Source organism: Micromonospora sp. LA-10 (assembly GCF_051853095.1).
Classification (GTDB): domain Bacteria; phylum Actinomycetota; class Actinomycetes; order Mycobacteriales; family Micromonosporaceae; genus Micromonospora; species Micromonospora echinospora_A.
This window is the reverse complement of sequence record NZ_CP195710.1, coordinates 5,940,931-5,954,046: the sequence shown is the minus strand read 5'-3', so window position 1 is coordinate 5,954,046 and position 13,116 is coordinate 5,940,931. Positions and strand designations below refer to the sequence as shown.

The 13,116-nt window shown below is 74.3% G+C and carries 6 protein-coding genes; 3 read left to right on the top strand and 3 right to left on the bottom strand.

All coding sequences use genetic code 11. The features are described 5' to 3' along the window. Positions 1 to 17: 17 nt before the first annotated feature. From ACSDG8_RS27895 to ACSDG8_RS27885, 3 genes are all read right to left on the bottom strand, one after another. Positions 18 to 5,531, bottom strand: coding sequence for a type I polyketide synthase (locus ACSDG8_RS27895; RefSeq protein ID WP_439427363.1), 5,514 nt, complete (start codon positions 5,529 to 5,531; stop codon positions 18 to 20). A gap of 169 nt (positions 5,532 to 5,700) precedes the next feature. Beyond that, positions 5,701 to 6,549: a helix-turn-helix domain-containing protein gene (locus ACSDG8_RS27890; protein WP_439427362.1), complete on the bottom strand. Its 849-nt coding sequence runs from the start codon at positions 6,547 to 6,549 to the stop codon at positions 5,701 to 5,703. A gap of 440 nt (positions 6,550 to 6,989) precedes the next feature. Then, positions 6,990 to 7,967, bottom strand: a complete 978-nt coding sequence (locus tag ACSDG8_RS27885) for an NAD-dependent epimerase/dehydratase family protein (protein WP_439427361.1) — start codon at positions 7,965 to 7,967, stop codon at positions 6,990 to 6,992. 229 nt (positions 7,968 to 8,196) lie between these two features. Between ACSDG8_RS27885 and ACSDG8_RS27880 the strand changes: the two genes are divergently transcribed. From ACSDG8_RS27880 to ACSDG8_RS27870, 3 genes are all read left to right on the top strand, one after another. Further along, on the top strand, positions 8,197 to 9,330 hold the full coding sequence (locus ACSDG8_RS27880; protein WP_439427360.1) for a glycosyltransferase family 4 protein: 1,134 nt from the start codon (positions 8,197 to 8,199) through the stop codon (positions 9,328 to 9,330). 68 nt (positions 9,331 to 9,398) lie between these two features. Then, positions 9,399 to 11,126 carry an ABC transporter ATP-binding protein gene (locus ACSDG8_RS27875; RefSeq protein WP_439427359.1) on the top strand — a complete coding sequence of 576 codons (1,728 nt, stop codon included), beginning with the start codon at positions 9,399 to 9,401 and terminating at the stop codon, positions 11,124 to 11,126. Further along, positions 11,123 to 13,084 carry an ABC transporter ATP-binding protein gene (locus ACSDG8_RS27870; protein ID WP_439427358.1) on the top strand — a complete coding sequence of 654 codons (1,962 nt, stop codon included), beginning with the start codon at positions 11,123 to 11,125 and terminating at the stop codon, positions 13,082 to 13,084. The genes ACSDG8_RS27875 and ACSDG8_RS27870 overlap by 4 nt, the downstream gene beginning before the upstream one ends. The last annotated feature ends 32 nt before the right edge of the window (positions 13,085 to 13,116 follow it).

Genomic DNA, 13,116 nt, shown 5'->3' with positions numbered 1-13,116 from the left:
TCGGTCGGTCAGGTGGCTCAGGCGCCGGCGCGGCCGAGCGCGAGGCGGATCAGTTCCGGGCCGTCCATGCCCCTGATCGCGGTCTCGGCCGGCGCCGCGGCGTCGGCGGTGTCGGTGTCGGTGTCGGTGTCGGGGCCGTCGACGGCGAGCGCGAGCACCTGGTCGAGCAGGCCGACCGCCCGCAGCCGCGCCACCGGCACCGAGGCGACGCGTCGTTGGATGTCCGCGTCGTCGCTCACCGCGGGCGCGGGCTCCTCGTCGGGGAGCAGCCGCGACAGCAGGTGCTCAGCGAGCGCCCGCGGGGTCGGGTAGTCGAAGCCCACGGTCGAGGGCAGTCGCAGCCCGGTGACCGCGTCGAGGCGCTTGCGCAGCTCGACCGCCATCAGGGAGTCGAATCCCATGTCGAGGAATCCCTGGCCGGCGTCCACGGTGGCCGGCGTCGCGTGTCCGAGGACGGCCGCCACCTGCTCGCACACCAGGTCCAGGAGGTGACGCGGCCGGCGGGCGGCGGGCAGCGCCGCCAGTCGGGCCCGCAGCGCCTCGGTCTGTCCACTGGCGAGGCCGGCACGCGGGCGGGGCAGGCGGACCAGGCCGCGCAGCAGCGGCGGGACCTGGTCGTACGTGCCGAAGGCCCGCCGCATCAGCGGCACGTCCAGCCGCGCGGCGACCACCGGGTCGGCGTCCGCCCCGACCGCCCGGTCGAGCAGCGCCAAACCGTCCTTCGGGTGCAGCGGGGCTAGGCCCGTGCGCGCCATCCGGGCGGTGTCGGCGGTCCGCCCGGCCATTCCGTCACCGGCCCAGCTCCCCCAGGCCACCGACACGGCGGGCAGGCCGGCGGCCCTGCGGTGCGCGGCGAGCGCGTCGAGGAACGCGTTGGCCGCCGCGTAGTTCGCCTGCCCCGCCGCGCCGAGGGTGCCGGAGAGCGACGAGAACAGCACGAACGCGCTCAGGTCCGCGTCCCGGGTCAGCTCGTGCAGGTGCCAGGCGGCGTCGACCTTGGGCCGGAACACCGCGGCCAGCCGGTGCGGGGTCAGCGACTCCAGCACCCCGTCGTCGACCACGCCGGCCGCGTGCACGACTGCCGTCAGCGGGTGCTCCGCCGGCAGCTCGGCGAGCACGTGGGACAGCGCCGCCCGGTCGGCGGCGTCGCAGGCGACCGTGCTGACCCGCGCGCCGAGCGCGGTCAGCTCGGCGTCGAGGTCCGCGTCGGCCCGGCCGGTACGGCTGAGCAGGACGAGGTGCCGGACCCCGTGGCTGGTGACCAGGTGCCGGGCGACCTCGCGGCCGAGCGCGCCGGTGCCGCCGGTGACCAGCACGGTGCCGTTCGGGCGGAACGGCTCGGCGGCCGGGGGCGCCGCCGGGCGGCGGGCCAGCCGGGGTGCGGTGAGCTGCCCGTCGCGCACCGCCACCTGCGGCTCGGTCAGGCCGGCGACCGCCGGGAAGATCCGCGCGGAGGCCTCGGCGTCGTCCAGGTCGACGACGAGGAACCGGCCGGGATGCTCGGTCTGCGCGGTGCGGAGCAGCCCCCAGACCGCCGCGCCGGCCAGGTCGACGCTGCCGGCGGCGGCCGGTGCCGCGTACCGGGTGACGACCACCAGCCGGGAGGAGGCCAGTCGGGGCTCGGTGAGCCAGGCGCGCAGGGCGGCGAGGGTCCGCGTGGTCACGTCGAGGACGCCCGCCGGCACGTCCCCGGGTGCCGGCGCCGGGCAGTAGAGCACCCCGACCGCCGGTGCGGGAGCGCCCGCGTCGAGGGTCGCCGTGAGCGCGTCCGGGTCGGCGTGCCAGTGTCCCTCGCCCCAGGAGGGGCGCAACGCCGCGGAGAGCCGGACGTCGTCGGGGCCGAGCACGGTCCAACCGCTGGCCAGCTCCGCCGAACGGTCGTGCGGTGGTTCGTCGACGGGCACCCAGTCGACCCGGAACAGGCTGTCGTCCGGCACGTCGCGGGCGACGAGCTGGTCGACCGCCACGGTCCGCAGGCCGAGCCCGGCGACGCTGACCACGGCCGCGCCGGCGGGGTCCGCCGCGGCGAGGGTGACCTCGTGGTCGCCGACCGGCACCACCGCGACCCGCAGGCTGCGCGCGCCGGTGGCGTGCACGTGCACGTCCCGCCAGCTGACGGGCAGCCGGGCCTGCGTCATCTCGCCGTCGTCGCCGAGTCCGGCGGCCGCCATCGCCTGCACCGCCGCGTCGAGCAGCGCGGGATGCAGCACGAACCCGTCCACCTCGACGTGTCCGGCGTCGGGGAGCGCCACCTCGGCGAAGACCTCGGTGCCGCGCCGCCACACCGCGCGCAGCCCGCGGAACGTCTCGCCGTAGTCGTGCCCGTGCTGCGCCAGCCGCTCGTACGTGTCGGTGACGTCCACCGCGACGGCTCCGGTGGGTGGCCACTCGGCCGGCACCCGGGGCGTCGCCTCCGCCGGGGCGGCGGTGAGGACTCCCCCGGCGTGGTGCCGCCAGGGTTCGTCGGGGTCGCCGCCCTCCGGGCGGGAGTACACGCCGACCGCACGGTCCCCGCTCTCGTCCGGCGGCTCGACCACGACCCGCAGGTGCACCGCCGTGCGGTCGGTGAGGAGCAGCGGCGCGTGCAGCGCCAGCTCGCGGACGCCGGGCCGGCCGACCAGGTCGCCCGCGGCGGCGGCCAGGTCGACGAAGGCCGTGCCGGGCAGCAGCGGCGTGTCCCACACGGCGTGCTCGGCCAGCCAGGGATCGGTGTCCAGGGAGAGCCGACCGGTCAGCACCACCGCGCCGCCCGGCAGGTCGGCCACCGCGCCCAGCAGCGGGTGCGGGAACCGGCGCAGGCCCGCCGCGCCCACGTCGGCGGAGGTGGTGGCCGGGCCCGTCCAGTAGCGCTGCCGCTGGAAGGGGTAGGTGGGCAGGTCCACCGCCCGGGCCGGCCGCCCGGCGAACACGGCGGACCAGTCGACCGGCTCGCCGGCGGTGTGCAGCCGCGCCACCGCCTCGACCATGGTCGTGACCTCCGGACGGCCCCGGCGGAGCGCGGCGGCGACCACCGCGTCCCCGGCGCCGGGCAGGTCGGCCAGGACGTCCTGGGCGGCGACGGCCAGCGCGCCGTCCGGGCCCAGCTCGACGAAGCGGCCCACCCCGGCGCCGTGCAGCCACCGGACACCGTCGGCGAAGCGGACCGTCTCCCGCACGTGCGCCGTCCAGTACCCGACGGAGCAGGCCTGCTCGTCGGTGAGCGGCGCGCCCGTCACGTTGGACACCACGGGGACCCGCGGCGGGGCGAACGTCACCGTGGCGAGCACGTCGGCGAGGCGGGCCAGCACGGGATCCATCCGGGACGAGTGGAAGGCGTGCGAGACCCGCAACGGCCGGGTCCGCAGGCCCTCCGCGCGGCACTCGGAGGTGATCTTGCGGACCACCGCCTCGTCGCCGGAGATGACGACCGCGGCGGGACCGTTGACCGCCGCCACGCTGACGTCGGCGTCGAGCTCGGCGATCCGTTCCCGCATCCACTCCTCGGTGGCGGCGACGGCGACCATCGCCCCGCCGGCCGGCAGCTCGCGCATCAACCGCCCGCGGTGGGCCACGATCCGGGCGCCGTCGGCCAGGTCGAACACGCCGGCCACGTGCGCGGCGGCCAGTTCGCCCACGGAGTGGCCGATCAGGTGCGACGGCCGTACGCCCCAGCTCCCCAGCAGTCGGTACAGCGCCACCTCCAGGGCGAACGTCGCCACCTGGGTGTAGTCGGTGCGGTCGAGGAGCTGCGCCTCGGCGGTGTCCGGCCGGGCGAAGACCACGCTCCGCAGCGGACGGTCGAGGTGCCGGTCCAGCTCCGCACAGGCCTCGTCGAAGGCGGTGGCGAACACCGGGAACGCGGCGTGCAGTTCCCGCCCCATCCCCGCCCGTTGGGAGCCCTGGCCGGTGAACACGACGACGAGCCGGCCGGGGCGGGCCTCGCCCCGCGCCAGGTCGGGGTCGGTGCCGCCCGCGGCGAGCGTGTCCAGGCAGCGGAGCAGGTCGGATCGGTCGGTCGCGAGCACGGCCGCGCGCTGGGCCAGGGCCGGACGTCGGGCCAGCGCCACCGCCACGTCGGCCGGATCGAGGTCGGGACGCCGCTCGACGTACGCCCGCAGCCGCGCCGCCCGGTCCCGCAGCGCCTGTTCCCCGCGCGCGGACAGCAGCCAGGGCAGCGGCCCGGCGAGCGCCGGCGATTCGGCCGGCTCGGCCGGCTCGGGCGCCTGTTCCAGGACGACGTGCGCGTTGGTGCCGCTCAGGCCGAACGACGACACGGCGGAGCGCCGGGGGCGGTCCACGGCCGGCCACGACACCGGCCGGGTCACCAGCTCGACCGCGCCCTCGCTCCAGTCGACCTGGGGCGACGGCTCGTCCACGTGCAGGGTCGGTGGCACGACGCCGCGCCGCATCGCCTCGACCATCTTGATCACCCCGGCGACGCCGGCCGCCGCCTGGGTGTGGCCGATGTTCGACTTGATCGAGCCGAGCAACAGTGGGCGGGCCGCCGGGCGGTCCTGACCGTAGGTGGCGAGCAGCGCCTGCGCCTCGATCGGGTCACCGAGCGTGGTGCCGGTGCCGTGCGCCTCCACCACGTCGACCTCGGACGCCGGCACCCGCGCGGTGGCCAACGCCTGGCGGATCACCCGACGTTGGGACGGTCCGTTGGGGGCGGTCAGCCCGTTGGACCGGCCGTCCTGGTTGACCGCCGTGCCCCGGACCAGCGCCAGCACGGGATGCCCCAGCCGGACGGCGTCGGAGAGCCGCGCCAGCACCAGCACGCCGACCCCCTCGGCGAAGCCCGTCCCGTCGGCTCCCCGGGCGAAGGACCGGCACCGGCCGTCGACCGACAACCCACGCTGCCGACTGAAGTCGACGAACAGGTCCGGCGTGGTCATCACCGTCGCGCCGCCGGCCAGCGCCAGGGTGCACTCGCCGGCGGCGAGCGCCTGGCACGCCAGGTGGAGGGCGACCAGCGACGACGAGCAGGCGGTGTCGACGGAGACGGCCGGCCCCTCCAGCCCGAACGCGTACGCCACCCGCCCGGACGCGAGGCTGCCCGTCTGGCCGGACGAGGAGTTCGGCATCACCCCGCTGTACACACCGGTCCGGCTGCCCCGCAGCGCCTCGGGGGTCAACCCGGCCCGCTCGAACGCCTCGGCGGAGCACTCCAGCAGCAGGCGGTGCTGGGGGTCCATGGAGGCGGCCTCGCGCGGGCTGATGCCGAAGTGGTCGGGGTCGAACAGGGCGGCGTCCGCCAGGAAACCGCCGTGCCGGGTGTAGCTCCTGCCGGCGGCCTCCGGATCGGGGTCGTACAGGCCGGAGACGTCCCAGCCACGGTCGCGGGGGAACTCGGTCACCGCGTCGCGGCCCTCGACGACGAGGTCCCACAACGCCTCCGGCGAGTCGACGCCTCCGGGATACCGGCAGGCCATGCCGACGATCGCGACGGGCTCCCGGCCCCGGCTGTCCGCCTCGTCGAGCCGCCGCCGCAGCTCCTGGATCTCGGCGGTGGCCCGCCGGAGGTAGCCGAGGTACTTCTGGTCGTCCGTCATCGCGCCGTCCCCCCGTTGTCCGCCGGCCGGCGATCGCTTCGATGGATCAACCGAAATCATCTGGACTGGGACCGGCCGGGTCCAGGCGATTCCGGCGGCGGTTTCGTATGCAGAAGCGGCATGACGAAACGTTCTGCCTGCACGAATGCGGAATCGGCGGGAGGGCGCGTCAGGCCGCCTCGTGGGCGGGGTGCGTGGGTGTCAACGGAGGCACGTCGATGGTCCACACACCCTCGAACGCGGCGAGTGTCCGGGGAGTGGTGACAATGATCGCGCACGATCCGCCGCGCGGCAGTAGCGGGCGGATGTGAGCCGCGTCGGTGACGTTCTCCAGGACCAACAACACCCGCCGGGTACGGAGGGTCCGGCGAATCCGGCCGGCCTGTTCCTCGGGTGTCGCGCCGTCGCCCAGATCGACTCCCAACAGCCCGGATAGACGGTTGGTCAATACGGCCCGGCCGAGGTGGGCGGTATCCGCGCTGACATAGAACTGGCCGTCGGGGAAATGCCGGCGGAATCGTGCCGCCGCCTGGACGACCACCGCCGTCTTGGCCGGGCCCGGAGCGCCGACCAGTTCCACCAGTCGCACCTCGTCGCGCCCCGGCGCCTCCGCCGGTCGGGTGCCGACCGGCTCCTCGACGAGCACCTGCCGCATCCACTCGATCAGCGCGGAGAGCCCGCCGTGCTGCCGTTGGTCAGCGGCGACGTGGGCCATGGGCAGGGACTTCGGGCCGAACGGCGCCGGCGCGGGCGCGCCGGTTGCCAGCCGTCGGCGCGCCGAACGGCGGAAGTCCTCCAGGAGGTGGTCCTCCACCCGCAGCGCCTGCGCCAGCAGCGCCACGGAGCGCCGGTGCGGATTGCTGGTCCGCCCGCGCTCCAGGTCGGAAATGGCCCGGATACTCAACCCGGAACGTTCCGCCAATTCTTCCTGGGTCAGGCAGGCCCGCGTCCGTAGCGTACGCAGCAGCAGCGCGAACTCGGCTCCGACGAAATCCTCACGAACATTCTGTGCTTCCACTTCTTCCTCCCCCGTGGGCCGCGACGGACAACCCGAAGGAATGCGCGATTGCAATTTCACGGCGAATGCAGGACACGCGAAAGGCGCCAATGTTCCGGCGCGACCGCCTACCAGCGGAATTCTCCGCTCTCAGCGTTTTCTCAGACGATCATCAGCTCTTGGGCCGCTCTCGCATCCTGGCCGAACGATGTCCAGCATCGACCGTCGTGTGCTATCCGCGCCTCCCGTTTATCCGCGGCATGCAGGTGATCTTTATATCCGAGCACACGAAGCCGTCGCAACCCGCCGGCCGCCACGAGTTCACAAGTTCATTGATGATCACGGACAGGGCGCGCGCATCGACCACCGCAAATCATCCGGCATTGTCGGCGTTCGGCGAGTTGCCGTCGAAGGCCCGTTAGGTCGGGTATCTCCGCGGGGCGCCGGCGCTCCCGCGCAGGTCACGTTCCGTGCGCGACCGACGCCGCAGGGGCGTGGGACGCCCACAGCTCCCGGATCCCGTCCCGCAGACTCTCGCGGGGCGACCAACCGAGAAGATCGCGGGCCCGGTCGATGCTCATCTGCTGCCAGGTGCCCTCCACCACGTCCGGCTCGCTCTCCACCAGGTCGGTCGGGACGCCACTGACGTCGATGAGCATGCGGACCATCTCCCGGGCGCTGGTGGCCCGGCCGGTGCCGATGTTGAAGACCCGGCCCGGCAGGTCTGGCACCGCCGCGGCGGTCACGATGGCGCTGACCGCGTCGGACAGGTGGATGAAGTCCCGGAGCGCGCCGAGCGACCGCATCCGCACCACCGCCGGCCGGTCCTCCTCGCGCGCCGTCCACAACTCCCTCGCCACCACGCCGAGCAGGCTCACCGCCGGCTGGCCGGCACCGGTGACGTTGCCGATCCGCAGGGACACGCCGTCGACGACGCCGCGCGCGGACGCCTCGACGACGGCTTCGGTGCACCGCAGCTTCAGCCCCGCGTACGCGTTGACCGGCTGCGGCACGTCACTCTCGGTCGACGACGCTCCGACCGCGGTCAGCCCGTACTCGTGCACGCTGCCGAGCTGGACCAGCCTCGGCGGACCGGGAAGGCCGCCGGCGGCCGCGATCACCTTCTCGACGAGAGCGACGTTCGCCGCGAACATCTCCTCGTCGGTGAGGCCCCACATCCCCCCGGCCGCGTTGACGATCGCGTCGACCCGGGCCTCCCGCAGGACCTCGGCGATCTCGCCGACCTCGGCCCGCGCGAGGTCGAGCAGCCGCACCGGGTGCGCCGCCGCGCCGGGGGCCGTGCCCCGGGCCACCCGCAGGACCTGGTGGCCGAGCGACTCCAGGGTGGCGCTGAGCCGCCGCCCCACGAACCCCGTACCGCCGAGCACCACGACCCGTCGGGGCCGGTCGGCCACCGAGCGCCGGAACATCGCGTCCATCCCGTCTCTCCCCTCTCACCGGCCGACGACGGGCGCGACGCGGGCGGTGACCGGCGGGCCGACTGCCGTGGCACCGCCATGGTCGACCCGGGATTCCACGGTGGACCAGGCAGAAACGGTGGTGGATTGGCGGAACGGCAGGTGGGACGCGGGTTCCGGGGCGCGGGACCGGCGGGACCGGCCACCCACGGGGCCGGCCGGACCGCCCTTTGTGGCTACCATGCCGCTCGTGACTCCGCGTACGCTGCTCATCACGAACGACTTCCCGCCCCGCATCGGCGGCATCCAGTCGTTCCTGCACAACCTCGCGATCCGCCAGCCGGCCGGTTCCGTCGTCGTCTACACCACCGCCGCGCCCGGCGCGGCGGCCTTCGACGCCCGGCAGCCGTTCGAGGTGGTCCGGGAGGACACCCGCCTGCTGGTGCCCCTGCCCCCGGTGCTCCGCCGAGCGGTCGACATCGCCCGGACCCACGGCTGCGACCAGGTGTGGTTCGGCACCGCGGCACCGCTCGGGATGCTCGCGGGCGAACTGCGACGGCAGGCCGGCGTCAGCCGGATCCTCGGGCAGACCCACGGCCACGACATCGCCTGGGCGGCCCTGCCGGGAGCACGGTCGGTGCTGCGTCGCATCGGCCGCGAGGTCGACGTCGTGACGTACCTCGGGGAGTACACCCGACGCCGGCTGGCCCGGGCGCTGACCAACCTGCGGCAGCTCGCCCCGGGCGTCGACACCGAGGTCCACCACCCCGGGGTGGACGGCTCGCGGGTGCGCGAACGGCACGGGCTCACCGGGCGCCCGGTCGTGGTGTGCGTCTCCCGGCTGGTCCCGCGCAAGGGCCAGGACGTGCTGCTGCGGGCGCTGCCGCTGGTACGCCGCCGCGTGCCGGATGCCGCCCTGCTGATCGTCGGCGGCGGTCCGGACCTGGCCCGGCTGGAGAAGCAGGCGCGCGACGCCGGCCTGGACGACGCCGTGGTGTTCACCGGCGCGGTCGAGGCGGAGGAACTGCCGGCGCACTACGCCGCCGGGAACGTGTTCGCCATGCCGTGCCGGACCCGGCGCGCCGGGCAGGACATCGAGGGCCTCGGGATCGTCTACCTGGAGGCCTCCGCGACCGGCCTGCCCGTGGTGGCCGGCGACTCCGGCGGCGCGCCGGACGCCGTCCGCGAGGGCGAGACCGGGTACGTGGTGGACGGCCGGGATCCCGCCGCGGTCGCCGAACGCCTGATCGCCCTGCTGGAGGACGACGCGCTCGCGAAGCGCCTCGGCGCGGCCGGTCGACGCTGGGTCGAGGACGAGTGGCGCTGGGACCGGCAGGCCGCCCGGCTCGGGGACCTGCTCCGCGGCGGGCCGGTCGAGGACTGACCGGCACCGGCCGTTTCTGCCAGCGAAACCGCATTCTGGCGCCGGTCCCGGGCGGATAACCTCGCGCTGTGTTGATCCCGTTGCTGCGCGGATTCCTGCGGCCCTACCGGCGGCAGCTCGTCCACGTGGTGCTGTGGCAACTGGTCGGCACGCTGGCGGCGCTCTACCTGCCCAGCCTCTACGCCGACATCGTCGACCGCGGCATCGCGACCGGTGACACCGGCTTCATCCTGCTGACCGGGCTGCGGATGCTGGGCGTCGCGGCGGTCCAGGTCGGTTGCCTGATCGCGGTGGCGCACCTCGCCGCCCGCGTCGCGATGGGTGTCGGGCGGGACATCCGGCGGGCGCTCTTCGCGCGGGTCGGCGAGTTCTCCAGTCGCGAGATCGCCCGTTTCGGCCCGTCGTCCCTGACCGTCCGGTGCACCAACGACGTCCAGCACCTGCAACTGCTGCTCATGCTGTCACTCACCATGCTGGTGACCGCGCCCATCATGGGCGTCGGCGGGCTGGTCATGGCGGTGCGCGAGGACCCGGCCCTGTCCTGGATCATGGCGTTGAGCGTCCCGCTGCTGGCCGTGGCCATCGGCCTGATGGCGCGCCGGCTGCTGCCGCAGTACCGGGCGATGCAGACCAGGATCGACGCCGTCAACGCCATGCTGCGGGAGCAGATCGCCGGCGTACGCGTGGTGCGGGCGTTCGTCCGGGAGCCGCACGAGACGGCCCGCTTCGCCCGCGCCAACACCGACCTCACCGCCACCGCCCTGCGGGCCGGCCGGCTGTTGGCCCTGGTCCTGCCGACGGTGACGCTGGTGCTCAACCTGTCGAGTGTGGCCGTGCTGTGGTTCGGCGGCCGGCGGGCCGACGCCGGCCTGGTGGGGATCGGATCGCTCGCCGCCCTGCTCAGCTATCTGATGCTGATCCTCATGGCGGTGCTGATGGCCACGTTCATCCTGATGATGGTGCCCCGGGCCATGGTGGGCGCCGGACGGGTCCGGGAGGTGTTGCAGACCGAGTCCTCGGTGGTGCCCGCCGCCCGTCCGGTCACCGTCGCGTCGACACCCGCCGAGCTGGCCCTGGACGGGGTGCGGTTCCGCTACCCGGGCGCCGCGCAGCCGGTGCTGGACGGCGTCAGCTTCCGGGTGCCGCCGGGAGGGACCACCGCCGTCGTCGGCAGCATCGGGGCCGGCAAGACCACATTGCTGTCGCTGGTGCCGAGGCTGCTCGACGTGACCGGCGGCAGCGTGCGGCTCGGCGGGGTCGATGTCCGCGATCTGGACCTGGACGACCTGTGGCGCCGGGTAGCGCTGGTGCCGCAGAAGCCCTACCTGTTCTCCGGCACGGTGGCGAGCAACCTGCGGTACGGCGACCCGGCCGCCACCGATGAGGAGCTGTGGGCCGCCCTCAACGTCGCGCAGGCGCGGGACTTCGTGGCGCGGATGCCGGAGGGCCTGGCGACGCCGATCACGCAGGGGGGCGCCAACGTCTCCGGTGGACAGCGGCAGCGGCTGTCGATCGCCCGGGCCCTGGTCCGGCGCCCCGAGGTGCTGTTGCTCGACGACCCGTTCTCCGCGCTCGACCCGGGCACGGAGAGCCGGCTCCGCGCAGCCCTGCGCGTCGCCACCGCGCGGATGGCGGTCGTGTACGTCACCCAGCGGCTGTCCGCCGTCGTCGACGCCGACCAGACGGTGGTACTCGACGGCGGGCGGATGGTGGGCCTGGGGACACACACCGAGTTGATGCGCACCTGCCGCACGTACGCGGAGATCGTCGAGTCGCAGCCGGCGGCGGTCGCATGAGCGACCCAGGAGGCGCGGCCGGGGGGTCGTGGGCAGCCACGCCGGCAGTCCGTCCGCGCGCGTTCGGACCGTCCGCGGTCCGGCTGCTGCGGCGGCTGGGGGGCGAGCGCCTGCGGTTGCTGTCCCTGGTCGGGTTCGCCATGGTGAGCGTGGTGTTGACCGTGCTCGGCCCCTGGGTCCTCGGGCGGGCCACCGACATCGTCTTCGCCGGGGTGGTGGGCCGGCGACTCGACAGCGACAAGAACCTTGACCAGGTCGTCGCGGAGGCACGCGCAAACGGCGACAGCAACCTCGCGGACATGCTGCTCCGGATCCAGCCGGTCCCCGGCGTCGGTGTGGACCTCACCCGCCTGGGCCAGGTTCTGCTGCTGGCCCTGTGCCTGTTCGCGGGCGCCGGCGTGCTCGGCTGGTTGCAGGGGCACCTGCTCGCCGGCGTCGTGCAGCGCACCGTGCGCCAACTGCGGGCCGAGGTCGGGGCGAAGCTGCACCGGCTACCGCTGTCGTACGTCGACAGGCAGCCCCGGGGTGAGCTGCTCAGCCGCGTCACCAATGACGTGGAGAACATCGCACAGAGCCTGCAACAGACGCTCAGCCAACTGCTGACCTCCCTGCTCACGGTCATCGGCGTGCTCACCATGATGATCGTCGTGTCGCCACTGCTGGCGGTCATCGCGCTGGTCGCGCTGCCGCTGTCCGCAGTGGTCACCGAGCGGATCGCGCGGCGGTCGCGGCGGCACTTCACCGCCCAGTGGACGGCGACCGGCACGCTCACCGGCAAGATCGAGGAGGCGTTCAGCGGGCACGAGCTGGTCCGGGTCTTCGGCCGCCGGCGCGAGGTCCAGGCGTCGCTCGCGGCGACGAACGACGACCTGTACGAGGCGGGCTTCCGCGCCCAGTTCCTGTCCGGAACCGTCCTGCCCCTGATGATCCTGGTTGGGAACCTGACCTACGTCGGCATCGCGGTGGTCGGCGCGATCCGGGTGGCGACGGGGGCCATCTCCCTGGGCGACGTGCAGGCCTTCATCCACTACTCGCAGCAGTTCAGCCAGCCACTGGCCCAGGTGGCGTCGACGGCGAACCTGGTGCAGTCCGGGGTGGCCAGCGCCGAGCGCGTCTTCGCCCTCCTCGACGCCGAGGAGGAGAGCGGCCGGCCGGCGGTGTCGACCGGCGCCGCCGAGCCGGCCCGGGTGGGCGCCGGCCGGGTCGTCTTCGACCGGGTCTCCTTCGGCTACACGCCGGACCGGCCGCTGATGCGGGAGCTGTGCCTCACGGTCGAGCCGGGCCAGACCGTGGCCATCGTCGGCCCCACCGGCGCCGGGAAGACCACCCTGGTCAACCTCGTCATGCGGTTCTACGAGCTGGACGGCGGCGGGATCACCATCGACGGCGTGGACATCGCCCGGCTGCCCCGGGCCGACCTGCGCGGGCGGATCGGCATGGTGCTCCAGGACGCCTGGCTGTTCGGCGGCACGATCCGGGACAACATCGGCTACGGGCGGTTGGGCGCCACCGAGGAGGAGATCGTCGCCGCGGCGCGGGCCACCCACGTCGACCGGTTCGTGCGCGCCCTCCCCGACGGCTACGACACCGTCGTCGACGAGGTCGGCGGCGCCATCAGCACGGGTGAGAAGCAACTGGTGACCATCGCCCGGGCCTTCCTGTCCGATCCGCCGCTGCTCATCCTGGACGAGGCGACCACATCGGTCGACTCGCGCACCGAGGTGCTGGTCCAACGCGCGATGGCGGCACTCCGGGCCGGGCGCACCACGTTCGTCATCGCGCACCGGCTGTCGACGATCCGCGACGCCGACCTGATCCTGGTGCTGGAGGACGGGCGGATCGTCGAGCAGGGCACGGAACCGGAGCTGCTCGCCGCGGACGGCGCCTACCGCCGGCTCCACCGGGCGCAGTTCGTCGACGCGGTCGACGGGCGGGCGGAGACCAGCGGCACATGCTGACCGACGGCAGCGCCATCCACCGCGTCCCGAAG